This window comes from Pelagimonas sp. (assembly GCF_058892305.1).
Genome location: NZ_JBZXVN010000010.1, coordinates 1 through 23,702, shown reverse-complemented (window position 1 = coordinate 23,702; position 23,702 = coordinate 1). Strand labels below are relative to the sequence as shown.

19 protein-coding genes are annotated in these 23,702 nt (G+C 56.0%); 11 read left to right on the top strand and 8 right to left on the bottom strand.

Going from position 1 to position 23,702, the window contains the following annotated elements:
- The 4 genes from AC5EFR_RS04120 to AC5EFR_RS04105 all read left to right on the top strand — a co-directional run bounded on the left by AC5EFR_RS04120 (position 1) and on the right by AC5EFR_RS04105 (position 7,398).
- A complete protein-coding gene (locus tag AC5EFR_RS04120) occupies positions 1–1,764 on the top strand; it encodes a Hint domain-containing protein (RefSeq protein ID WP_493574692.1) in 1,764 nt (587 codons plus the stop codon).
- Positions 1,765–2,123: 359 nt separating this feature from the next.
- Positions 2,124–4,577 carry a calcium-binding protein gene (locus tag AC5EFR_RS04115; protein ID WP_493574691.1) on the top strand — a complete coding sequence of 818 codons (2,454 nt, stop codon included), beginning with the start codon at positions 2,124–2,126 and terminating at the stop codon, positions 4,575–4,577.
- 2 nt (positions 4,578–4,579) lie between these two features.
- A complete protein-coding gene (locus tag AC5EFR_RS04110; protein ID WP_493574690.1) occupies positions 4,580–6,376 on the top strand; it encodes a Hint domain-containing protein in 1,797 nt (598 codons plus the stop codon).
- Between the two features lie 71 nt (positions 6,377–6,447).
- Complete coding sequence (locus AC5EFR_RS04105; protein ID WP_493574689.1) at positions 6,448–7,398, top strand: GlxA family transcriptional regulator; 951 nt, start codon at positions 6,448–6,450, stop codon at positions 7,396–7,398.
- An 8-nt stretch (positions 7,399–7,406) separates the two neighbouring features.
- Here AC5EFR_RS04105 and AC5EFR_RS04100 read toward each other — a convergent pair whose 3' ends face one another.
- Complete coding sequence (locus AC5EFR_RS04100) at positions 7,407–8,015, bottom strand: nucleotidyltransferase family protein (RefSeq protein ID WP_493574688.1); 609 nt, start codon at positions 8,013–8,015, stop codon at positions 7,407–7,409.
- Positions 8,016–8,084: 69 nt separating this feature from the next.
- Positions 8,085–10,496 (bottom strand): GcvT family protein, encoded by a 2,412-nt coding sequence (locus AC5EFR_RS04095; protein WP_493574687.1) that lies wholly within the window; start codon positions 10,494–10,496, stop codon positions 8,085–8,087.
- 234 nt (positions 10,497–10,730) lie between these two features.
- Between AC5EFR_RS04095 and AC5EFR_RS04090 the strand changes: the two genes are divergently transcribed.
- A complete protein-coding gene (locus AC5EFR_RS04090) occupies positions 10,731–12,530 on the top strand; it encodes a methyl-accepting chemotaxis protein (RefSeq protein ID WP_493574686.1) in 1,800 nt (599 codons plus the stop codon).
- Here AC5EFR_RS04090 and AC5EFR_RS04085 read toward each other — a convergent pair.
- A complete protein-coding gene (locus AC5EFR_RS04085) occupies positions 12,527–13,858 on the bottom strand; it encodes an HlyC/CorC family transporter (protein ID WP_493574685.1) in 1,332 nt (443 codons plus the stop codon). The two genes, AC5EFR_RS04090 and AC5EFR_RS04085, sit on opposite strands and share 4 nt — an antisense overlap.
- A gap of 69 nt (positions 13,859–13,927) precedes the next feature.
- Here AC5EFR_RS04085 and AC5EFR_RS04080 point away from each other — a divergent pair, with 69 nt between their 5' ends.
- Complete coding sequence (locus AC5EFR_RS04080; protein WP_493574684.1) at positions 13,928–14,764, top strand: metallophosphoesterase family protein; 837 nt, start codon at positions 13,928–13,930, stop codon at positions 14,762–14,764.
- Here AC5EFR_RS04080 and AC5EFR_RS04075 read toward each other — a convergent pair.
- Genes AC5EFR_RS04075 through AC5EFR_RS04065 form a run of 3 tightly spaced genes read right to left on the bottom strand, consistent with a single transcriptional unit; the run spans position 14,761 to position 17,316 of the window.
- Positions 14,761–15,687, bottom strand: a complete 927-nt coding sequence (locus tag AC5EFR_RS04075) for a site-specific tyrosine recombinase XerD (protein WP_493574683.1) — start codon at positions 15,685–15,687, stop codon at positions 14,761–14,763. The two genes, AC5EFR_RS04080 and AC5EFR_RS04075, sit on opposite strands and share 4 nt — an antisense overlap.
- Positions 15,684–17,195 (bottom strand): hypothetical protein, encoded by a 1,512-nt coding sequence (locus tag AC5EFR_RS04070; RefSeq protein WP_493574682.1) that lies wholly within the window; start codon positions 17,193–17,195, stop codon positions 15,684–15,686. Before AC5EFR_RS04070 ends, AC5EFR_RS04075 begins: the two co-directional genes overlap by 4 nt.
- Positions 17,167–17,316 (bottom strand): hypothetical protein, encoded by a 150-nt coding sequence (locus AC5EFR_RS04065; RefSeq protein WP_493574681.1) that lies wholly within the window; start codon positions 17,314–17,316, stop codon positions 17,167–17,169. Before AC5EFR_RS04065 ends, AC5EFR_RS04070 begins: the two co-directional genes overlap by 29 nt.
- 98 nt (positions 17,317–17,414) lie before the next feature.
- On the opposite strand from AC5EFR_RS04065, the gene AC5EFR_RS04060 reads away from it, so the two are divergent.
- A complete protein-coding gene (locus AC5EFR_RS04060) occupies positions 17,415–17,987 on the top strand; it encodes a shikimate kinase (protein ID WP_493574680.1) in 573 nt (190 codons plus the stop codon).
- Positions 17,984–19,090 (top strand): 3-dehydroquinate synthase, encoded by a 1,107-nt coding sequence (gene aroB / locus AC5EFR_RS04055; RefSeq protein WP_493574679.1) that lies wholly within the window; start codon positions 17,984–17,986, stop codon positions 19,088–19,090. Before AC5EFR_RS04060 ends, aroB begins: the two co-directional genes overlap by 4 nt.
- Before the next feature lie 196 nt (positions 19,091–19,286).
- Here aroB and ssb read toward each other — a convergent pair whose 3' ends face one another.
- Positions 19,287–19,826 carry a single-stranded DNA-binding protein gene (ssb, locus tag AC5EFR_RS04050; protein ID WP_493574678.1) on the bottom strand — a complete coding sequence of 180 codons (540 nt, stop codon included), beginning with the start codon at positions 19,824–19,826 and terminating at the stop codon, positions 19,287–19,289.
- 159 nt (positions 19,827–19,985) lie between these two features.
- Here ssb and AC5EFR_RS04045 point away from each other — a divergent pair, with 159 nt between their 5' ends.
- The 3 genes from AC5EFR_RS04045 (at position 19,986) to AC5EFR_RS04035 (ending at position 23,021) form a co-directional block, all read left to right on the top strand.
- Positions 19,986–20,603: a lytic transglycosylase domain-containing protein gene (locus AC5EFR_RS04045; RefSeq protein WP_493574677.1), complete on the top strand. Its 618-nt coding sequence runs from the start codon at positions 19,986–19,988 to the stop codon at positions 20,601–20,603.
- A 33-nt stretch (positions 20,604–20,636) separates the two neighbouring features.
- Positions 20,637–21,620 carry a hypothetical protein gene (locus AC5EFR_RS04040; RefSeq protein ID WP_493574676.1) on the top strand — a complete coding sequence of 328 codons (984 nt, stop codon included), beginning with the start codon at positions 20,637–20,639 and terminating at the stop codon, positions 21,618–21,620.
- A 264-nt stretch (positions 21,621–21,884) separates the two neighbouring features.
- Positions 21,885–23,021 (top strand): cytochrome-c peroxidase, encoded by a 1,137-nt coding sequence (locus tag AC5EFR_RS04035; RefSeq protein WP_493574675.1) that lies wholly within the window; start codon positions 21,885–21,887, stop codon positions 23,019–23,021.
- A gap of 15 nt (positions 23,022–23,036) precedes the next feature.
- Here the strand turns inward: AC5EFR_RS04035 and AC5EFR_RS04030 are convergent.
- Positions 23,037–23,702: oligopeptide/dipeptide ABC transporter ATP-binding protein (locus tag AC5EFR_RS04030; protein ID WP_493574674.1), on the bottom strand; the 666-nt coding region annotated here is incomplete at its 5' end.

Genomic DNA, 23,702 nt, shown 5'->3' with positions numbered 1-23,702 from the left:
ATCGTTGTCACTGTTGAACCTGAGGACGGTCGCATTGACACCGATGTCTTCCCAGTCAGCCCAGATCAGCAACCGCTTGATCCGTTGAACGGCTTAGACGAAGACGAAGACCCGTCTGATGATCTGGATAGCATCGATGGCACGTCGGGCTCCGACACCATTGAAACTGGCGACGACGCCGACACTATCAACGCCGGTGGCGGTGACGACAGTGTTGCACCGGGTATTGATGATGACCTTGTCGATCTTGGCGGCGGTGACGATTACGTCAACGACATCCAAGGCGCTGACACCATCTTTGGCGGTCAGGGTGATGACACCATCATCGCGGGTATCGACACCTTCTCTGACTACGCCAATGACGATCCGTCCTTTGCGGATGGCACGCCGCTGGCCGGACTGGGCTTTGATCGTGATCCAAACACCGAAGATGGTCGTGACAGCATTCAGGGCAACCTAGGCGACGATCTGATCTTTACCGGTGACGACGCCGATACCATTGACGGTGGCGGTGACAACGACACCATCGACGCCGGTATTGACGACGACGAAGTCATGGGTGGTCAAGGTGATGACTCGATCATTGGTGGTCATGGTTCCGATACGCTGGATGGCGGTCAGGGTGACGACTACATTGATGGTTCTGCTCCAGCAGCGCTTGAGATTGTAGATGAGACCGATCCCAACACTGAGAACGACCGCGACCTGATCGACGGCGCTCTTGGCAATGACACGCTCTATGGTGGCGATGACGACGACACGTTGATTGGTGGCTCCGGCGAGGACTTCTTGCACGGCGGTATCGACGAAGACGACCTGCGCGGTGGTGGCGATGACGACACTCTGGTTGGTGGTCGCGGTAACGACACGATTGACGGTGGCGCCGGTGCTGATAGCATCCGAGCCGGTGAAGGTCGTGACAACATCCAAGTCAATGGCCCGACCGAAGGTTTCGACGATACAGTTGATGGCGGCTCAGGCGTATTCAACGCGGATCCCGACCTCAATGATGACTATGATATCCTCGATCTGGGTGGCGCTGGTGAGCGTGACGTTGATTGGCGGATTGTTGACCAGACACCTGACAGCAATGGCAACGGGACCGACGGCACCGTCGAATTCCTAGATGGCGACGGCGAAGTCACCGGCACCATGGAATTCTTCGAGATCGAAGAAATCGTCTGCTTCACTCCGGGTACGCTGATTGCGACCCCATCGGGTGAGCGTCTGGTCGAAGACCTGGTCGAAGGGGATCGTGTTATCACACGGGACAACGGCATTCAGGAAATCAAGTGGCTGGGTCGCAAAGACCTGACCGGGCATGATCTGGCGCGCAAGCCTCACTTCAAGCCGATCCTGATCCAGAAGGGTGCGCTGGGCAACAACCTGCCTGAGCATGACCTCTTGGTCTCGCCAAACCACCGTGTGTTGGTCGCCAATGACAAGACCGCTCTGTACTTTGAAGAGCGCGAAGTTCTGGTCGCAGCCAAGCACCTGACCGGTCTGGACGGTGTGGATGAGGTCGAAAGCCTCGGCGTGAGCTACATCCACGTCATGTTCGAGAACCACGAGGTGATCTTGTCGAACGGCGCTTGGACCGAAAGCTTCCAGCCGGGTGACTATAGCCTTAAAGGTATCGGCAACGCCCAGCGTCAGGAAATCTTTGAACTGTTCCCTGAGTTGGAGCACGCCGAAGGTGTCAAGGCTTATGGCTCTGCCCGCCGCTCGCTCAAGAAGCACGAAGCCGCGCTTCTGACCAAGTAAGCTGGTCGCAACAAACAACTGAATATGCAGCACAGCCCGCGCTTATGGCGCTGGGCTGGGACGGGGCGGCCTTTTGGGGCTGCCCCATTTTTGTTGAGCGGTGACGAGAAGGATATGGTGCGACAAGTCTTCTGGGCGCATCGGGGCGATCAAAACAGCGGCGGATCATGAACCTTTGGGACAAGAGGGGGTAGACCCGACCGGCCGGAATGACATCGCGGTTGCAGTGACAATACCAGTTAAATTCGGTGTAAACGCCTTTTTTGCGCCCAGTTCTGTTTCCTAAATCCTTATAGTCCTGTGGCTATCGTCCCTCCCGGGGGGTCGCCTTTTGGCGGCAAAGCACTGGGTGACATGCAATGGCGTTGTATAGCGTAACCACAAGCAATTGGAATTCGGCCGGATTTTGGTCAGGAATCACCGAAGGTGGTACGGGTCAAACTTTGGACTTTTCGACGCTTCCGGCCAATTACACTCTGTCTTTGGACAAATCGAGTGGGGCGTTGACCATTTCGGATGGCTCAACAAGTTTTACGATTGGCCAATCCGGTTACGGCGGCACCAGTGACGCGACGCTTGGGGGCGGCACGCAATGGGGGTATTTTGACACGCTTGTCACCAATGACGGCGACCAACACTTGTCCGGCGATTTCCGTAGCGAGTCCATAGTCTCAGGGGACGGCGACACAACCGTCTATGCTGGCGATGGAACGGATACCGTGGTCGGTGGCGCTGGGGCTGATGTGATTTATGGCCAAGAGGGTGATGATACGCTCGATGGCGGTGATGGGGCAAATTTCATTGACGGTGGTACGGGGGGCGACCACATCACCGGTGGGGCGCATGCGGACTACCTTCAAGGCGGGTGGGATGACGCCGGCGCCGATACATTGTTGGGCGGCGGCGGTGACGACCTGATCATGGCGGGGGATGGGAACGACAACCTGTCTGGTGACGCCGGGTCCGATTGGCTTGATGCGGGGCGGGGTGATGACCTTGTTCAAGGGGGAGCAGATGCCGACCGTATGATTGGCAGCGACGGTCGAGACACCTTGTTTGGGGGGAGTGGCGATGACATTTTAACCGGCGGTGCCGGCAGTGATGTCATGCAGGGTGATGATGGGGCCGACCACATCTATGGTGCAGAAGGGGATACCGTTGATGGCGGCGAAGGCGGGAGTGACAATGACGTCCTCTGGGTCAGTGGCGTTGACTACGTAAGCTATGCGAATCCCGAAGGTGGCACGGTGCATTTCCTGTCGGGGGGGACGCTGAGTTTTACCAACATTGAAAGCGTTGTTTTGATGGCCAATGACGGCGTCGTCACCGGAACGGGGGGCGATGATCAGATTGGCCAATTCTTCTTTGATGCCGATGGGGATTGGGTCGACAACAACGATGCGACGGGTGCCTTTGGCATGTCTGGGGATGACGATAGCATCAATGCCGGGGCCGGGAACGATCAAGTCTGGTCCTTGAGCGGTGACGACAGCGTCGATGGCGGCAGCGGCCATGACGTGATTGATGGCGGTATCGGTGCGGATACCTTGCTTGGTGGTGACGGTGATGACTGGCTGCAAGGTGACTTGGGGGATGACTCCCTCTTGGGTGGCATTGGTAACGATACACTGCTTGGCGAAAACGGATGGGGCAGTGGTGACGGGAATGATTATCTAGATGGACAAAGTGGCCATGACTATTTGTACGGCGGCGATGGTCACGACACAATCTATGGCGGTACTGGGGATGATGTCCTCTTTGGTGAAGCCGGGTCCGATAGCCTTTACGGTGATGACGGGGCAGATACCTTTGGGTTCCGTTACGGGTTTGAGAATGATGTTGTCGAAGGCGGAGAAGGCGGCACCGACACGGACACGCTTGATTTCAGCTATATGTCGAGCCCGCTGTCGGTTTGGGTCACCACCAATGAAACCGGGACGGTCACCAATGGGGCCAACGGCGACCTTATCAACTTCTCAGAGATAGAAGCCTTTACCTTAACCAGTGGTGACGACAGCCTTTGGGGAGCTGGGGCCGATGAGGCGATGTATGTCGATGCCGGGGCTGGTAATGACAACATTGATGGCGGGGGGGGCAATGATACCCTGATTTCAGGGGATGGGAATGATACGCTAAGCGGCGGGGCCGGCAATGACAGTCTTGTCGGGAATACGACCCTCGGGTCGAGCTATACGCTACTCGAAGGTGGGACAGGATCGGACACATTAGACGGCAGTCTTGGGAATTGGGATGTTGCGGCCTATTGGAGTTCAAGCTCCGGGATCGACATTGACCTGACCGACGGTGTCAAAGAAAGCGGCGGTGAGGCCGCCGGTGATACGCTGATTGGTATCGAACAGATCGATGGGTCCTCTCATAACGATACGATTGTTGGTGATGACGACCTTGTTGAAATCAAAGGCAACGGTGGTGATGATTGGCTTGTTGCCGGGGATACCGGAACACATATCTATGGTGGCGATGGTGCTGATACTTTGTTTGGGGGGGATGGGGATGACTACCTAGATGCCGAAGACGGGGTATCTGCCAACGACCAAATTCAGGCCGGAGCTGGCAATGACACTCTGATCACCGACGCCGGGGATGACACGGTGTATGACGAAGCCGGGGATGATGTCATTTATGCCGGTACGGGGGATGATGCCATCGTTCTGGGCACGGGCGATGACACCGCATACGGTCAAGACGGCAGCGATGTCTTCAGCCTGTATAATGGCACCGGCAACGACGTGCTAGTTGGTGGCGAAGGGGGGGCGACAGCGACCTTGTCACAATCCATTCAAGTCCGGTGAGCGTGAGTGTCACCTATACTGGCGATGAAATGGGCAACATGGTTTTGGGGAGTGATACAATCGCCTTCTCCGAGATCGAACGTTTGGGTCTGACCGATGAGGGCGACTATGTTACTGCGCTGGGCATTACAACAGATCTGAATGTCGACGGGGCCGGTGGCGACGATACCATAAATGGTGGATCGGGGGATGATACCCTTATTGGCGGTCTTGGCGATGATGTCCTGCAAGGGTCCGGGGGAAATGACTCCCTTTACGGGGGGGAGGGCGCAGATAGCATTTACGCCGGGTCCGGGAACGATACGGTTCTTGCCGGGGATGGGGATGACTATGTCGGCCATTCGATAGGCCATGACCTTGTTTATGGCGGTGCGGGCAACGATACGCTTTATGGGGGCGGAACGGCCTCCAATGGCAGTGATACGTTGTATGGTGGGACTGGGGATGACAGCCTTGCGGGTGCCTTGGGCGATGACGTTCTTTATGGCGACGACGGGGATGATACCCTTGATGCCGATAGTGGGGATGACAGCCTATCGGGGGGCGCGGATGCCGACACGTTTATCATCCGGGATGGATTTGGGGATGACACGATTGTTGGGGGGGAAACTGCAACCAGTGGAAGTGATGCAGATACGCTCGACCTCTCGAACCTGACCAGCGGTGCCCATATCGACCTAAGTCAAAACGGGGCCGGTGATACCGAAAGTGGCGTTGTGACGTCGGGGGCCAATACCGCGTCTTTTACCGAAATCGAAACTGTGGTTGGGTCTGAACAGGACGATACGCTTACCGGGTCGACGGGCGATGACAATGTCGATCTCGGCGGTGGTGACGATAGTGCCGATGGCGGGGCAGGGGATGACACCCTGATTGGCGGGGCAGGCTCTGATACGCTGGATGGTGGCGCGGGTGCTGATAGCCTGTCTGGTGGTGCGGGAGATGACTTCTTTACCCTTGGTGTCGGTGATACCGCGCTGGGCGAAGATGGGGATGACAAGTTTGACGTCACCGCAACATCTATGGCCACCGGCAATGCAACAATCACTGGTGGCGAAGCTGGGGAAACCGGGGGGGATACGCTTAACATCACCGGCCCGGCCACAATCGACATGCTTGGGGCCGAACATGGTACGGTAACCTGGCTAGATGGGGCGACCCTGACGTTCTCTGAGATTGAGCACATCAACTATACGCCCTGTTTTACCCCCGGCACCCGGATCAAGATGGAACAGGGGCAAAAGCGCGCCGAACATGTGCGCATCGGTGATTTGGTGCAAACGTGCGACAGCGGCGTTCAACCGGTGCGCTGGATCGGGTCAAAGACCCTGAGCTGCTCAGACCTGCGGGCCGCTCCCGCCTTGCAGCCCATCCGTATCTCTGCCGGTGCGCTGGGCACAGGTCTGCCCAAGCGCGATATGATGGTCTCTCCGCAACACCGCGTCGCGCTGGGCTCGGCTCAGGTACAGCTACTCTTTGGTGAGGATGAGGTTTTGGTCGCCGCCCAAGATATTTTGGGCTTGGCGGGCGTGCGCCGGGCCATTCCACCGCAAGGGCTACGCTATATCCACCTGATGTTTGATCGGCATGAGTTGGTCAAATCCGATGGATGTTGGACCGAAAGCTTTCAACCCGGTGATCTATCATTGGCGGGAATGGACATGGCGCAACGCGGTGAATTGTTGTCACTGTTCCCCTATCTTGCCCAAGCCGACCGGCGCAATCGGCGGTTTGCTGCGGCGCGCCCGTCGTTGAAATCCTATCAGGCGCAACTTGTTGTCTCGCAGCTACGCGCCTGAATCATTGCGCGCTTTCTTACTCTGTGCTTCCGTCCGTCTTCTAAAAGACTGGCACCAAACCGGGAGCACCCATGCAGGCACAACAGCATTTCCACTTTGTCCTGATGGGGCGCTATCAATTGCTGTCTTTGGTGTCGGCGTTGGAAACGTTGCAAAACGCCAATTACACCGCCGGGCAGGAGCTGTTTACATGGTCGATCCACAGCAGCGGGCCAACACCCATTTCGTCTATTGGAACCCGTGAATTCACCTGCCAATCGCTTGACGACATTCACAACCCCCAAGAGGTGGTGATCGTTGGCGGGCCGGATGTGGCCGCGCTAGAAGACCCGAAATTGACGGTGTGGTTGGGGCGACATGCGCGCCGTGGGGTGCGTGTCTCGGGGCTTACCACCGGGGCGTTTGTTCTGGCCTATGCGGGGTTGGTCGAAAACGCGGCTGTGACCCTGCATTGGCAATTTCGCGATGCCTATCGTGAAATGTTCCCAGATCACGAGCTTAGCCCACGCCCCTTTGTCGGGGATGGAACGCGGTGCAGCAGCTCTGGCGGCGTCTCGGCGATTGATTTGTTTCTGGGGTTTGTCGCCGAGTATATGGGCGAAGAGTTTTCCGGCCGCGTCTCGGAATCAATGAACTATGTGACGCTTCAACAGGTTCAACAAGTCGCCTCTGCCGAGGCTTCGGCGCGCACGCGGGTCAAAAACGCCCCAACCGTCGCGGCGCTGGAAATTATGGAATCCAATCTGGAATTCCCTGTGACGCCCCCGCAAATCGCCGCTGAAATTGGTGTGTCGACGCGGCAATTGGAACGGTTGTTCAACAAACACCTCGGCCAAAGCCCGAAACGTTATTACATGCATCTGCGCCTGCGTCGTGCCTATTTCCTTTTGACACAAACCAAAATGCCGGTGATCGAAGTCGCGATTGCTTGCGGCTTTCAATCTCCGGGCCATTTTGCCAAATGCTTTCGTGCCGAATTTGGTCTGACTCCAACCGAATTGCTTAAGTCGCGTTTGAATTAAGGGAGCCCCTAAACCATTTCGGCCGTTTTGGCGCGCCACGCGGCCCAAGCCTCGGGTGTGTCGAGATCGACAAGGGCGCGATCATCCGACAAGGCGACCCGGCGCAACCGGTATTTGTTGGCCTTTAAAACCGCGCGCGCACCTTGATCGCCCGATACGGCCATCAGCGCGGTAAAACAATCCGCTGGGAACAGGACCGGGTGACCGGGGGTGCCATCGGCGCTTGTGGCTTGTTGCAAGGTCGGATGCGCCTCGTTGCAAAACCCTTGATAGACGGCCAGCAAATCTTCGGTTGTCAGGTCCGGCATATCCGCCGGGAGGATCATCACCGCGCGTTGATTGCGTGGCAACATCCCAACCCCGCGCCGGAGCGAGGCCGACATGCCCAAATTGGCATCGGGCACGGCGACGATTTGCACGGGCAACCCCTGAAGCGCAGCGGCGCGTGGATGATCATGATCGGGCAAGGTCACGCAGACATGCGCGCCCGTTGCCAAGGCGGTTTCGACTTGGCGGCGCAGCATCGGCACGCCGCCAACATCCTGTAGCAATTTGTCTTGGCCCCGCATCCGTCGGCTGGCCCCGGCGGCGGGAATCACAATGGCAATATCAAGCATGGCCGCACCATAGCCGCAAATGGCACAATCACGCAGAGCTTTCTTTGTGCTAATATCGCCGTGGTTGTGTCAGCCGCGCATTCGATCACCGTTTGCATCAAACAAAGGGGTGGTCAAAAGTCGAGATTTACACATCTTTCCAAGGATTTCTATTTCGGCCTTCATGTCCGGTGACACCACTGCGCGTGGAACCAAAGCTAGCGCGATTGATTTGCCCAAATGGTGAGAATACCCGCCTGACGTGCAAAACCCCTGTACCTTTCCCCCTATCCACACCGGTTCATAGGCGTTGACGTCGGTGTCTGTTGCATCAACCTCAAAGGCCACCAAGGTCCGCTCCGGTGGGGCGTTCTGCTCGGCCTCGGCAGCGGCGCGACCGATGAAATCGGTGGTTTTCGTCCATGAAATGAAGCGATCTAAACCGGTTTCCGCCGGCGTATAATCGGGCGAAAACTCGCGCCCCCAAGAGCCAAAGAACTTGTCCAACCGCAGGCTCATCATCGCCCGCATGCCAAAGGGTTTTAACCCCAAAGGTTGCCCCGTGTCCCATAGGGTTTGCCAAAGGGCGCGTTGTTCCATGGCATCTACATAGATTTCATAGCCCAGATCGCCGGTATAGCTCACCCGCTGCACAATGGCGGTCGATAGCCCGATGGTGACCTGACGCACATCCATGAACCGCATGTCCGAGATGTCTTGGTGTGCACCTGCCTGCAAAAGATCCCTGGCGCGTGGTCCGGCGATCTGAAACCCGGTGCGCCGGTCCGATACGTTGTCGAGGGTCACATCGCCCTCTGGCTCATGCGCCATAAACCACCGCATGTGATAAGCCTGCGCACCATAAGAACCGGTGATTTGGAAATGCGTTTCGCTCAGGCAACTGACGGTGAAATCCCCGATGATGCGCCCCTTGGGGGACAACATCGGCGTTAGGGAAAGCCGCCCCGGCTTGGGGATGCGCCCCGCCATAATACGGTCAAGCCAAGCGCGCGCGCCCGATCCTTGCACATCGTATTTGCCAAAATTCTGGACCTCATTGATCCCGACGGCCTCGCGAACGGCTTTGACCTCGCGCGCAGTGGCCTCAAAAGCATTAGAGCGGCGGAAAGACGGTGTTTCAAGGCGCGGTTCATTCGGGGCGGCAAAGTAATTGGGCACTTCTAGCCCGTATTGCTGCCCCCAAACCGCGCCCATCTTGTCAAAGACGTCATACATTGGTGTGGTGCGAAGCGGCCTCGCGGCGGGTAGCTCTTCGTTGGGGTAGGAGACACTAAAGCGGGTTTGATAATTCTCGATCACCTTGGGCAAGGTGTACCCCGGTGTGATCCAGCGCCCATAGCGCGCTACGTCCATCGCTGCGGTGTCGCGCTCGCATTCGCCTTGCACCATCCACTGCGCCAACATCAAACCGACACCGCCGCCTTGGCTAAATCCGGCCATGACACCACAGGCGCTCCAATAGCCGCGCAGCCCCGGTATGGGGCCGACAAGCGGGTTGCCATCGGGGGCAAAGGTGAACGGCCCGTGGATCACCGATTTGACCCCGGCGGTCTCCAAAACAGGAAAGCGTTGATAGGCAAAGGCGATGCTGTCTTCGATCTTGTCAAAATCATCAGGGAGCAATTCGTGACCAAAATCCCAAGGCGTGCCGTCTACAGCCCATGGGCGGCAAGGTTGTTCGTAAAATCCAATACATAGACCGCGGCCCTCTTGGCGCAGATAGCTTTCCCCGGCCGGGTCCATGACATGGGGGTGTTCGGTCTCGCGTTCATGGATGTCGGCAATGTCGTCGGTGACGATGTATTGATGTTCCATCGGGTGCAGTGGCAGGTAAACACCGGCCATTGCCCCGACCTCGCGCGCCCAAAGGCCACCGGCATTCACCACATGTTCGGTGTGAATAGTGCCCTTGTCGGTGACGACATCCCATGTGCCATCGGGGCGCTGGTTGGTTTCAATCACCTTGGTATGTGTGACGATATCCGCGCCCCCAAGGCGCGCCGCCTTGGCATAGGCATGAGTGGTGCCCGACGGATCGAGATGGCCATCAAGCGGATCAAAAAGCGCGCCTAGAATCCCATCCGTGTTGATAATGGGCGCAAACGTTTTAATCTCTTCGGGGCCGAAAATCTCGGTTTCTAGGCCCATGTAGCGGTGTTTGGCGCGTTCTGCCAATAACATGTCAAACCGGTCTTGGTTGTCGGCAAGCGTCAGGCCACCGACATGGTGTAAGCCACAGGACATGCCGGTGATTTCTTCTAACTCCTTGTAAAGGTTGATCGTGTAACCCTGCAATGCCGCCATGTTGGTGTCGCCATTTAACGTATGGAACCCGCCTGCCGCGTGCCATGTTGACCCGCTGGTTAGGTCTGAACGCTCAACCAACATAACATCGGACCACCCCAATTTGGTAAGATGATACAAGACCGAAGCGCCGACAACGCCGCCTCCGATTACGACAACACGGGTGGTGGTCTTCATAGCAGTCTCCTTGCTGGTGATTTCGGCGGATATACGGATCTGAGACCAGTCTAAGAAGCCACGGTTGCCCATAGGTTTTTCAAACACGACGCCTTGTGTCGCTTTTGTTGCGTCGGACACTTTTAACTTTAGATGTTTTTGTATGCGATCGGCTGTTTATTTCAGCAGGGATAAACTTTTGCGGCCTAGTTTCGTTCGAAATGTAAGCCAAAACCGACTATCGGAGCCGCATGAATGACTGCCCTCTTTCGCCTGAGCATCGCCACCAAAGTCTATTTGTTGATCACATTTTTTATTGCAGCCAGCCTTGGGGCGGCTTGGGTGTCGATCTCGATGATGGAGCGCAATACCTATGCTCTGAGGGAGGCCCATTTAAAAGACGTCGTAGACACCGCACGTAGTCAGTTGGTGGCCTTGCAAGCTCAGGTCGAAGCCGGTGAGATGACATTGGAAGAGGCCAAGGCCGAAGGTGCGAACCGTCTTGCACATGTCCGGTATAGCGGCACGGAATACATGTTTGCCTCGGATTATCAGGCGAATGTAACGTCGCACCCCCGTGACAGTCTTTTGGGCAGCAATCAGTGGGAGTTGGAAGATAAAAACGGCCAAAAGATTTACCAAGAAGGCATTGCCCTAGTGCAAAGTGGCCCCAATGGTGGGGCATTCTACTACGTTTGGAATCGTGGCACCACCGAAGGGAGCGAGCAGTTTGAAACCAAGATGAGCTACGTTTTACCTTTTGAACCCTGGGGGTGGATGGTCGGGACCGGTACATTTGTGACCGACATCGAAGCCATGACGGCCCAGGTCCGTAACACTCTAGTGACGTTTATGGGGCTGGGGATCGCGGCGATCATCGTTATTGGCGGAATTTTGGCCGTGAGCATCAGTCGACCGGTTAAAAGGTTGAAAACAAGAATGCATTCCTTGTCCGAGGGCAACTATGATGACCCTGTTCCCTATACCAAAGGGCGGACGGAAATGGCTCAAATGGCCCAGAGTATATTGGTGTTTCGCGACGCCATGAAGAGCAAGGCTGAGCTGGAGGCCAAAGAAGAGGCCGCACGCGAGGCGCGCGACGCTGATATGAAAATGCAGCAGGATATTGTTGCGGAACTGGCCGAAGGATTGAATGGCCTTGCCTCTGGAAACCTGCAGGTTGATATCACCACCGCGTATTCGGGCCTCTATGAAAAACTGCGATTGGATTTCAACCAAACCGTCGACACCCTGCGCGATTTGATTGGCAATATCATCGCAGCGTCGTCAGAATTGGAGAGGCGCAGCCGGGGGATCAATGACTCTGCTCAACGGGTTGCGGTGAGTTCGGAACGCTCTGCTGCGACGCTAGAAGAAACGGCGGCAGCCTTGGAAGAATTGACGAACACGGTCAATCAGGCCGCCAAAAGCGCTGAAGATGTTGATGGGATCGTCCAAGACGCCCAGGGTCGCGCCGCGACCAGTGGCACAGTTGTTGATCAGGCCGTCGGGGCAATGAACGAGATCGAGGACTCGTCAAAAGAGATTTCTAAAATCACCAGTGTGATTGATGATATTGCCTTCCAAACCAATTTGCTTGCCTTGAATGCCGGGGTCGAAGCGGCACGCGCTGGCGAAAGTGGTCAAGGGTTTGCGGTTGTGGCCAGCGAAGTACGCGCATTGGCTGGTCGCGCCTCAGAGGCTGCTAGTGAAATCAAAAGTCTTATCACCGCCAGTGGCGATGAAGTCTCGCGGGGCAGTGAATTGGTTGATGGGGCGGGCAAGGCTTTGGGTGAAATTGCCGAGTCGGTGTCACAGATCAGCGGCCACGTCGCGAACATCACATCGGGGGCCAAAGAGCAATCGGTCGGCCTTTCGGAGATTAACAATGCGATGGCGGATTTGGATCGCTCGACCCAGCAAAACTCAGCTATGTTTCAGGAAACACTGTCAGAATCTGAAATCCTCACTCGAAAGGCGGTCGAGCTGGCGCAATGCGTGTCACATTTCAGCCTTGATGGGGCTGAGGAACGTCTTGGCTCTCAGGCTGCTTAAGGTGTCTGAGGGGTTGCGCCAACCAATGGGCGGATTTTGAGCAATGTAATCCGGTTATGTTCTCGTTCCATCACCTGAAAGCGGAAGTTGTGGAAGGAGAAAACCTGACCCACAACTGGAATCATCTGAGCCTCGTGAATGACCAAACCGGCAACGGTGTTGGCTTCTTCGTCAGGGAGGGTCCAATCCGTCGCCCGGTTGAAATCGCGGATCGTCATTGCGCCTTCGATCAGGTAATCGCCATCTTCGGCCTTGCGAATTTCCTGTTCGGCATCTGGGTCAAACTCATCGGTGATTTCGCCAACGATTTCTTCGAGAATATCTTCGAGCGTGATCAACCCTTGCAAGGACCCGTATTCATCGACGACCAGCGCAAAGTGCGTCCGACGGCGTAAAAATTGCCGCATTTGATCATCCAAAGCCGTGGTATCGGGCACAAAATAGGGTTTCATCGCGACATCTGTCACTTTGAACCCTTTGAGAGCATCCGCCGCCGTTTCGGCCCCATCCAAAAGCGCATACATGGCGCGCAACAGGTCCTTGGCATGGATAACCCCGATGATGTTTTCCGGGTCATCGCGAAATACCGGGAGACGGGTATGGCTGCTTTGCAAACACTGCTCAAGAATGTCCTGAGGCGGTGCATCCGCGTCGATCATTTCGATACCAGAGCGGTGCAACATGATTTCCTCGACGGTGCGTTCCGCCAAATCCAGAGCACCAAGAATGCGGTCCCGGTCTTCCTTTTCGACCACACCTTCAGAATGACCAAGTTGCAAAGCGCCGGCAATTTCCTCGCGAACCGCGAGAATATGGCTGTCTGGATCGGTTTGCACGCCGAACAAGCTTAACACACCGCGTACCAATAGCCGCACAGCCGACACCACCGGCGCGAACCAACGCACAACAAAGCTAATCGGTGCTGCGACACGCGCCGCGGCGGTTTCGGGGTTGGTGATCGCGTAGGTCTTGGGGAGGACTTCTGCGAAAATCAAAACCAAGAGCGTCATGACCAAGGTGGCAAGTGCAACGCCGCTTTCGCCGAAAAGGCGGGTGAACAAGGCCGTAGCAAGCGAAGTTGCCAAAATATTCACAAGGTTGTTGCCCAACAAAACCGACCCGATCAGCCGTTCATTGTCTTCTGTGATGTCCAGCGCAGTTGTGGCCCCACGGGACCCTTTGTCATGGGCGGCGCGCAATTTGCCCCGCGACGCGGCGGTCAGTGCGGTTTCCGAGCCTGAGAAAAAGGCGGATAGGGTCAAAAGCGCCAAAATTGACAAGGATGTGATCCAAAATGCGGAGTCAATCAGGCTGGTCTCGGCTTCCATGCGTCGGGCTTTCCTTTATGGTTACGCAGGTTATGGGGCCGGGGCGGCGCGCAATCAAGGGAGCAGGCCATGGAAGCCTTTCGCAATGTGCATCTTTTTGACGAAGACGGGCCGGTTTTGATCTTTGGTGGCCCATATTCGAACTTGCAAGCCACTCAGGCGATGCGCGCCGAAGCCGAGCGGCGCAGCATCCCGCCGGAGCGCTGTATTTGCACGGGTGATGTGGTGGCCTATTGCGGCAACCCGGCGGAGACGGTTGCCGAGATCCGTGATTGGGGATGCGCCGTTGTGGCAGGCAATTGCGAAAGGCAACTTGCCAGCGGCGCGCGGGATTGCGGCTGTGGTTTTGAAGAGGGCACAACCTGCGATCTGTTGTCGGCTGGTTGGTTTTCTTTTGCGAGCGCGGCTCTTGATCAAGACGCGCGCAATTGGATGATGGAGCTGCCGGATTCAATTAGTTTTGGATGTGGGGAAAGCGCCCCCATTTGTTTCTGCATCCATGGAGGCGTTTCAGACATTAGCCGCTTTTTGTGGTCCTGTTCGCCGCAAGCCGGTTTTGACGAAGAGCTAAGAGAACTTGCGACACGGACCGGAAAGCGCACCCCGAAATATGTGTTCGCCGGGCATAGCGGTATCCCTTTTGATCGTCGCATAGGGGGTGTTCGATGGATCAACGCCGGCGTGATCGGCATGCCGCCGAATGACGGAACTCAGACCGGGCGGTTTGTGGTGTTGGATCAAGGGAAAGTCGAGGTTTTTGAGCTAAGTTACGATCATACCGGCGCGCGAGCCGCTATGGAGAGGGCTGGGTTAACGCAAGGCTATCACCTTGGTCTGACCTCGGGGCGCTGGCCATCAGAGGATGTTTTGCCACCCAATTTGCGCCGAAGTGTCAAAGCCGGTTAGTCCTCGGCCAATGGGTGATGTTCCAAAACCAGCTCTTTGAGCCGTTCTTCAAGCACATGCGTATAGATTTCGGTTGTCGCCACATCCGCGTGGCCAAGAAGGGTTTGGATCGCCCGTAAATCCGCGCCATTGGCCAAAAGATGCGTGGCAAAGGCGTGTCGCAAAGTATGCGGTGTGACCTTGTCCGGCGAAACACCCGCCTCGACGGCGAACTCTTTGATCAACATGTAAAAGGCATGCCGGGTCAGATAGCCGGATTTTCCCCGCGATGGGAAGAGATAGGCCGAAGTCGCTTTGCCCTTGTCCTGTGCCAGAGCATCCTGAGCATCTCGCGCCTTTAGCCAGTCGGCCAAGGCCCGTCGCGCCGGCGGTGATAGCGGCACCATGCGCTCCTTGTCACCTTTCCCACGTACCAACAACATGCGCGGGTCACCGCGTGCAGCGGACACGGGCAACGAGACAAGCTCAGTCACCCGCATTCCGGTGGCATAGAGAACCTGCATCAAACAGGTATTTCGCAACCGGTCATGTTGGGTTCGACCATGGGCGCTCGCCGCGATAAGGAGGCGGTCCACTTCGTCGGTGGACAAGGTTTTCGGTAGGCGTTTATCGCGGCCGGGGCCGGTGATTTGCACGGCTGGGTTGTCGACGCGCAACCCTTCCTCAAAGGCGAAACGATAGAGCTGTTTGATCGACGACAAACGTCGTGCGCGGGTGGCACGGGACAGCCCAAGGATATCGCAGTGCACCAGATAGGCTTCTATATCGGCGCGAGTTGCGGCCAAAAAGTCCGAACCTTGATCCCCCAGCCAAACCGAAACGTGATCAAGGTCACGTTCATACGCGGCAAGGGTGTTGGAGGCCGCGCCACGTTCGGCGGCGATGGCCTCAAGAAAAACGGAGATCCAACGATTGGGGGTCAACGTCGGGCCCTTTCGGCGTCAAGAATTATCAATTGCAGCGCCGCGCGGCGGGCCGTTTCCTCAAGCCCGATGCCCCGCAGGGTTGCCAAAGCATCGGTCAAATCTTGACCGTTGCCTTGGGCCCCGCTGGCAAAAAGCGACATGGCGCGCAAAATGATCTCGCCCAAACGTCCTTGCTTTAGGTGGTCCTGTAGCGGTGTTGGGATGTCCGTTGCGGCAAAACCCAAAGCCACAGGCGCAACATGATCAAGGTCAGGTCGATCGTCTTGGGATGGGGTTTCACCGCGCGCGATACTGGTGAAAAACCGCGTTTCGGCATTGTCTTGCGGCAGGGTTGCGGCCAATTCCTCAAACTGAGGCGATAAAAATGCCGCCCGCCGCAAAATGCCTTGGGCCCGTCCTGACAGGGGCAATTTCGACAAAGGCGCGGCGAATAGGTCGGCAAATGGGTCAAGCAAACGTGCGCTGCGCATTTGTGGCCAGACGTCAATCAAAGCGCTCGAAACCGCGTCGGGGCGACCGCGTGTGAGTTCTTGTTCAAAGCTTTGCAGGGCGCTGACACGGTCCCAAACCCCGCCCGACGCCGCGGCTTGGCGTTGCGTATATAGGCCAAGGAGTTGATTGGCGGGCAGGCTGCCGATACGGGCCAGTCGTTCGGCGGCCTCGATTTGTGCGCGCCACCCATTGTCCCCGTTGAGATCAAGAACTGAAAACTGCAAGGGCAGTGGCGCGGTGGGCAGGGGCTCGCCCAGAGCTTCAAACAGGCGAAATTCAAGCGGTGTTGGCCGGACTGGTGGCAACAACGCCGGACTCTCTTCGTGCAGCTCGGGATCAAGAAAACGCGCCAAAAGATCAGATTTCCGGGTATCCAATTCGCCCAGAGTTTCGGCACTGCGCAGGATCAAGGCCGCGCGGTTCCAATCCCCCCCCCGCGCGGTGCAATAAATCCGCAACGAAAAATCACCTGACAAGCGCGGACGCGCCAGCAAGGTTCGGCAAACAGGTTCAGGACGCCCGACCAAAAGGTTGAGATCGGCCCAACGGGAAAAAAGGTGCGGGTCATCAACGCCGACGATGTCGAGCATGGCCAAGGCTTCGTCGACCGACCCGTGGTCCAACAGCCAATCGAGGCGATGACCAAGATGGGCAACCGACGCGGCACCTCCGGCGGGCGGATCAGCTTCGGCAACCATCAAGGTACGCATCAGATTGCGCAGGGCGGGAACCGGTTGGTCAACCGCACGGATCAGGTTTGACAATGTTTCGGGATCGGAGCCAAGCCAGAGGCTCGCCGGGAGGCCGGTTTTTGTACTGGGCAGCAAGCCAACAGCACCGGGACCTTGTGACTCCAAGGGGGTTGATTCGATTTGCGGTGGCAAAGCGCTTTGGGCAACCGGCGCATTTTGTGCGGCGGGGTTGCTTTGACCTGCGGCAAAACCGGGCAGGGTCGCAAAGGCCAAACCGGCCAAGAGAATCGGATTAATTCGCATCCAGCTCAACAGGTACATGGATTTCGGTCTGTGGCGGGCTGAAATCTGCACCAAAAAACGGGCCGATATAGGCATAGGCCACAAGGGCAAGCGCCCCCAGCAAAGCCAGAATGAACAGCCATTTAAATAAGCGCCCCATATGGATCGTTTCCCTGCCACGTCGTTTTTTCGAACTTATACCTAGCCTTTTTGGCCGGTTCACGTCATTCACGCAACGAAATAAGGAATGAGCGAGAGATGGCCGAGGAGCAACCCCACAAACACGTGATTTTGCGCAAGACCGTGGTTTTGGTAGGCATGATGGGCGCAGGGAAGACGGCAGTGGGCCGCACATTGGCGGCGCAGCTCGGGGTGGACTTCCTCGATTCCGATCATGAGATCGAAGAAGCGGCCAATATGAGCATCGCCGAAATCTTTGTTCGCGACGGCGAACCGTTTTTTCGCGACAGGGAAAGCCAGGTCATTGAACGGCTTTTGGCGGGTACGCCTTGTGTGTTGTCGACCGGAGGCGGAGCGTTTTTAGCGGAGCGCAATCGCCAAATGATCACCGAAAAAGGCGTGTCAATCTGGCTGAATGCAGACCTTGAGGTTTTGTGGGAACGGGTACGTCACAAGGACACACGTCCGTTGTTGAAAACTGAGAACCCCAAGAAAACCTTGAGCGAAATTTTTGAAGCACGGGTCCCTATTTATTCTTTGGCGGATATGTCGGTGCTTTCCGGTGGTGGCGCATCACTTGAAGAAATGGGGCGGCGTGTTCAGGACGCTTTGCTGCAAGAGCGCCCGGATGTTTTGGAGGTAGTGACATGATCGAAGTGGTCGAAGTTCCCCTAGAGGGCCGTGAATACGACGTGCGGATCGGGCAGGGGCTTTTGGATCAGGCCGGGGCACATATTGCGCCGTTTCTCAAACGTCAGCGCGTTGCTATCGTTAGTGACGAAAACGTAGCGGCCTTACACCTAGAAACACTGACCCGTGCCCTAGAATCCGAAGGGATCGAACACGTTTCGATGACTTTGCCCGCCGGGGAAGCGACCAAAAGCTGGCCGCATTTTACCCGCACCGTGGAATGGCTTTTGGAGCAAAAAGTCGAGCGCCGCGATGTCGTTATCGCCCTCGGGGGTGGTGTGATTGGGGATCTCGTGGGCTTTGCCGCGGCCGTTTTGCGCCGTGGCGTGCGGTTTGTGCAAATCCCCACCTCCTTGTTGGCGCAAGTCGATAGTTCGGTGGGCGGCAAGACCGGGATCAATGCCCCGCAAGGGAAAAACCTGATAGGCGCCTTTCACCAACCCTCGCTGGTTTTGGCCGATATCGACGTTCTGGGAACGTTGACAAAACGCGATTACCTTGCCGGGTATGGCGAGGTGGCCAAATACGGGTTGCTGGGGGATGCGGCGTTCTGGGATTGGCTTGAGGCTAATGGAGAACGGGCAGCGGCAGGTGATGCAGAGGCCCGAATTTATGCGGTCAAACGGTCGGTTGAAATGAAAGCCGAGATCGTTTTGCGGGATGAAACCGAGCAAGGGGACCGAGCCTTGCTTAACCTTGGTCATACGTTTTGCCATGCTCTTGAGGCGGCAACCGGGTTCTCGGATCGCTTGTTGCATGGCGAAGGGGTGGCGATTGGCTGCGCTTTGGCCTTTGAGCTGTCGTCGCGTTTGGGTTTGTGCAGTCAGGAAGACCCAAGCCGGGTGCGCGCGCACCTAAAAGCGATGGGGATGAAATGCGATCTGTCGGATATTCCGGGCGATTTGCCGGGGGCCGAAGCGCTATTGGAGCTTATGGGGCAGGACAAGAAGGTCGTGGATGGCCAGCTTCGGTTTATTCTAGCGCGTGGCATTGGCGACAGCTTTGTCACCGCAGATGTCCCATCTGACAAGGTGCTGACCTTGCTAAAAGATCAGCTGATCTGATCGCCGATAACGCTGTTACATTATGCGCTTCCGCGCGCTTGATTCAGGTGCGCGGCGGTGTGATGGACCCGTCGTATGGTGGGATGTGTCGAGAGGTCAAAGAGGCGTTAGGGCAAGATGCCACAAGATGCCAGTTGGGTGTCTTGGCGGGCTCTGGGGCAAAGAAAAAGGCCGGCGCATTGGCCGGCCTTGGGTTTTAAAACGGGATTTCGTCGTCGATATCGCGGGCCGGTGGGCGCGATTGGCCCTGACCGCCGCCGCCACCGCCGCCTTGGCCACCGCCATAGCCGGGATCGTCATAGCCGCCGCCTTGGCCACCGCCATAGTCACCACCTCCGCCACCGCCGTAGCCGCCACCTTGGCCTCCACCGCCGCCGCCGCCATCACGACCATCGAGCATCACCAAGGTGCCGCCAAAGCCCTGAAGGACCACTTCGGTTGAATAGCGATCTTGGCCGGATTGATCTTGCCATTTGCGGGTTTGCAATTGGCCTTCGATGTAAACCTTGGACCCCTTGCGCAGGTATTGTTCGGCAACACGGACCAGACCCTCTTGGAAGATCGCGACCGAATGCCATTCGGTTTTTTCCCGGCGTTCCCCGGTGTTGCGGTCTTTCCAGTTTTCGGATGTGGCGATGCGCAGGTTGCAGACCTTGCCGCCGTTTTGAAAACTACGGACCTCGGGATCACGTCCCAGATTACCCACTAGGATCACCTTGTTCACGGAACCGGCCATACTCTCTCCTTGCGCTCTTGTGCGAATCTTTCGGCAAATGTTTGCCGAACCTATACCAGCGATGAGGCGGAAACAAAGGCCCTGCGCATCGGAGACTAGCGGAAACTTTAAATTCGCGTATATTGCCCGCAATGAAAAAATGATGGGCGGGTGGCTATCATGGTGCGATTGCGTTTTGGCGTGGTGACGACGCTGGTTTTAGGGATGACGGGGCAGGCGGCTTTGGCTGATGTTTTGTCGACGAAAAGCCGGGCGAGGTTGTTTTCGAGTCAAACCAGTGTGCTGGATAATCGCGCCTCTCAACAGTACAATAATTCGGTTCGCCTGAAACCCCCGACTGTTGTAACACCCACAAAATACGGTGATATTCCGGCTGGTCCCGAAGGGGCGGTGCCCAAGTATCGCGGTCGTTACAACGGCGAATATGCCGCGATGGCGCGTGCTGCGGCGCGTAAACATGGTATTCCTGAGGATCTGTTCCTTCGTTTGGTCAAACAGGAATCCAACTTTAACCCTCAGGCTAAATCCCATGCTGGAGCGATCGGGCTGGCGCAGTTGATGCCTGCAACGGCCAAGTCTTTGGGGGTGAACCCGAAAGACCCAAAACAGAACCTTGAGGGCGGTGCGCGTTACCTCAAGATGCAATATAAGAAGTTCAAGTCCTGGCGCTTGGCGCTTGCCGCTTACAACGCCGGGCCAGGGGCTGTGATCAAATACGGCGGTGTGCCGCCGTATCGTGAGACTAAAAACTACGTCAAGAAAATTTGGGGCAGCTAAGCCTTTAGATGTTATTATCTGTTTTGGGTCATCATGCCTTTTGTGATGAAACATGCGGATTTGGCTATGGCATGGGTGTGTGACTTGTTGGTTTTTGGGCGTAAAGTCGGGGCTTTAGCGCTTGTATTTCTATGGGCAATTGCGTTTCAAGCTGCTGCTCAAAGCTGTCAAATGCCGCCTAAACTTGCCCATCTTTCTGACGTCTTGGTGAGCTATTTGGACTCTGACGGTCCGATTTCAGTGCAACGATCCGTACAACTCGGGGACATTTTAGACAGTATCGACGATCAACATCTGATTGCTCAACTGCGAGAAAATGGGTTGCAGAGTCTTTCTATGGCTGTTGCCGACTTAGTGAGTGAGGCAGAAAAGATTGCCGCGACTGCGGAAATCCGAAACACGCCTCGGCTAAAAGGAATGCTTCGTGACCTGAACCAACAAGCCCTCATTGCGTGCGCTGATTCAGATGGGAAGATTTTTCAAGATATCCAGCAAGAGAGAGAAGGGGGCATCCTTTCGACCGGTGAAATCGATTGGGAAGCAGTCAATCGCGTGCTGGCCAAAGATAGAACTCTAAGCATGGGGATCGTGGTTGTTCTGGTCGGAATTGTGATTGGCGTTTTGTATTTGTTCGACACAGTTTACAGAATGGCTATGGCCATGCTGTACAATCGCAAAGCCTGTCGCATCCCGGTGACGCTCCGCTTGGGAATTGACCGAATTCCGGCATTTGTAACGACGCTAGGCCGTGGTGGCTGCCGAATTATGCCGGAAGAACCAGTTATGTTTGACACGCATCTGGTCAAACTTCGTCAAACAACCACTGTTTTCGATTTTGACGGCAAGCTCATCAAGGCTCAGGTCAGCGCCATTTACGAGGACGTATCAGACTTTCGTTTCGAATATAAAATTCCGTTGCGCCTCCAAAAAGAATTGTTGGCGCTTTCAACGATATCCCCGTTTTATGTCAAAAAGAATCGTCGAAAACCAACTCAGAGGGCGCGGACAATGTCTTAGGGCTCAAGCATTGGAGCACACCCTGCAACATCTTCCAGAAAAAGGGACGATTTCTTCGATGGTGCGCCCTAGGCGCGGCGGTATTTTCAACGGCTGAGCATGCAATGACCTATGATATTGTCGTGCGCTGACTGAAAAAAAACGACCACCGAACCGACTGGCAACAGGGGGCCGTCGCTCATCGTCGTTTGTGCTTGCAGCGACCTCTCGTGATTGAAACAAGACGCTTGGCCGCCGTGAGTCTGGAGGCGGATGAGGTGAGATATGAAGAAAACAGTTTTAATCTGCTTGGTTTCTATGTTGGCTTTGCCTGGTTTCGGCGGTGCGAAGGATGCGCCAGCCTCATATCCGAGTATCGAAGCCCTCGGAGAAGCATTGTTCTTTGATACAAATTTGTCAAAAAACCGCACGCAAAGCTGTGCAAGCTGCCACGCGCCGGACAATGGCTTTGCCGATCCAAGAGGGTCCGCATCGTTGGGTGATGATGGGACGTCGATTGGCGATAGAAACGCACCAACGGCGAGCTATGCCAGTTTTGCACCACCTTTCCATCAACGTGAGGACGGAGCTTGGGTTGGTGGTCAGTTTTTGGATGGTCGGGCCGCTGATTTGATGGAGCAAGCTGGCGGGCCGCCGCTCAACCCAATCGAAATGGGTTTGGCCAGCAAAGCGGATGCCGTTGCGCGTCTTGCTGAAAATCCAGACTATGTTGCGGCATTTGACAGCCTGTTTGATCAAGGCATTCTGACCCGACCAGATGAAGCGTATTCAGCCATGACTCAGGCTATCGCTATGTTCGAAAGGACAGAGCAATTTGCACCCTTCGATAGTAAATATGATAGGTTTCTGCGTGGCGAAGTTGAACTGTCCAAAGAAGAAGAGCTAGGGCGTATCCTGTTCTTTTCCGAGCAATTCACCAACTGTAACCTCTGTCATCAATTGCAGCGCAGCCAGATTCATCCACAAGAAACGTTTAGCAACTACGAATTCCACAATATTGGCGTTCCGGTGAACACATCATTGCGGGCCGAAAATGGGGTTGTCAGCAAGGATTTGGGTCTTTTGGCCAACCCACAGGTCACTGATCCAAATCAGGCCGGTAAGTTCAAAGTTCCAACATTGCGAAATGTCGCGGTTACCGGGCCGTATATGCACAACGGCGTGTTTGATGATTTGCGGACGGTTGTTCTGTTCTACAACCGCTACAACACAACGGCCCAAGCCCGTCAGATAAACCCAGAAACCGGTGTCGTTTTTGGCATGCCTGAGGTTCCTCAAACCCTTGCCGTCAAAGAGTTAACCCACGGCCCGGCTCTCAAGGACCGTGAGATTGACGCGCTAGTCGCCTTCATGAAAACCCTGACGGATGCCCGCTTCGAACATGAGTTGGACGTCGACTAGTTGACAGCCCGCTCGTTACTCAGCAGCGATTTTGATCACTGGTTCCATCTGGTTCAATTGTGCATCGCTCAGATGGCATTTGATCTGATGCGCGTGGGACAGGGTTTTGATTGGCGGCACTTCTTGTTCACAAAGCCCTCCGGGAACCTGTGATTTCCACCGGCATCGGGTTTGGAAGGGGCATCCGGGCGGCGGATTCATTGCCGAGGGAATATCGCCTTCAAGGACGATATGCTGTTTTTCAATGCTGGTGTCGGCAATCGGAACCGCCGACAAAAGCGCCTCGGTATAGGGGTGATATGGCGGGGCAAAGACTTGATCTGTTGTTCCAAGTTCGACCACATGCCCCAAATACATCACCATCACCCGGTCACTGAGATAGCGTACAATGCTCAGGTCGTGGCTGATAAAAAGCAGCGTCGTTTTGTGTTCACGCTGAATTTCCATCAACAAATCAGTCACCGCGGCCTGGACCGAAACATCCAGGGCCGACACCGGTTCATCCGCCACAACAATGCGGGCGTCCCCCGCAAAGGCCCGCGCGATTCCAACGCGCTGTTTTTGACCACCTGACAATTGCCGCGGCATCCTATCGGCAAAGGCACGAGGGAGCTTGACCAAATCAAGCAGCTTCAACATGCGATCCCGCCGTTCACCATCCGTCGTGCCAACGCCAAAGAT

Bases quoted from the DNA above. Each gene is read 5' to 3' on its own strand.
- AC5EFR_RS04115 (WP_493574691.1), top strand. From the start codon at position 2,124: ATGGCGTTGTATAGCGTAACCACAAGCAATTGGAATTCGGCCGGATTT.
- AC5EFR_RS04105 (WP_493574689.1), top strand. From the start codon at position 6,448: ATGCAGGCACAACAGCATTTCCACTTTGTCCTGATGGGGCGCTATCAA.
- AC5EFR_RS04100 (WP_493574688.1), bottom strand. From the start codon at position 8,015: ATGCTTGATATTGCCATTGTGATTCCCGCCGCCGGGGCCAGCCGACGG.
- AC5EFR_RS04095 (WP_493574687.1), bottom strand. From the start codon at position 10,496: ATGAAGACCACCACCCGTGTTGTCGTAATCGGAGGCGGCGTTGTCGGC.
- AC5EFR_RS04090 (WP_493574686.1), top strand. From the start codon at position 10,731: ATGACTGCCCTCTTTCGCCTGAGCATCGCCACCAAAGTCTATTTGTTG.
- AC5EFR_RS04085 (WP_493574685.1), bottom strand. From the start codon at position 13,858: ATGGAAGCCGAGACCAGCCTGATTGACTCCGCATTTTGGATCACATCC.
- AC5EFR_RS04080 (WP_493574684.1), top strand. From the start codon at position 13,928: ATGGAAGCCTTTCGCAATGTGCATCTTTTTGACGAAGACGGGCCGGTT.
- AC5EFR_RS04070 (WP_493574682.1), bottom strand. From the start codon at position 17,195: ATGTACCTGTTGAGCTGGATGCGAATTAATCCGATTCTCTTGGCCGGT.
- AC5EFR_RS04065 (WP_493574681.1), bottom strand. From the start codon at position 17,316: ATGGGGCGCTTATTTAAATGGCTGTTCATTCTGGCTTTGCTGGGGGCG.
- AC5EFR_RS04060 (WP_493574680.1), top strand. From the start codon at position 17,415: ATGGCCGAGGAGCAACCCCACAAACACGTGATTTTGCGCAAGACCGTG.
- aroB (WP_493574679.1), top strand. From the start codon at position 17,984: ATGATCGAAGTGGTCGAAGTTCCCCTAGAGGGCCGTGAATACGACGTG.
- ssb (WP_493574678.1), bottom strand. From the start codon at position 19,826: ATGGCCGGTTCCGTGAACAAGGTGATCCTAGTGGGTAATCTGGGACGT.
- AC5EFR_RS04045 (WP_493574677.1), top strand. From the start codon at position 19,986: ATGGTGCGATTGCGTTTTGGCGTGGTGACGACGCTGGTTTTAGGGATG.
- AC5EFR_RS04040 (WP_493574676.1), top strand. From the start codon at position 20,637: ATGCCTTTTGTGATGAAACATGCGGATTTGGCTATGGCATGGGTGTGT.
- AC5EFR_RS04035 (WP_493574675.1), top strand. From the start codon at position 21,885: ATGAAGAAAACAGTTTTAATCTGCTTGGTTTCTATGTTGGCTTTGCCT.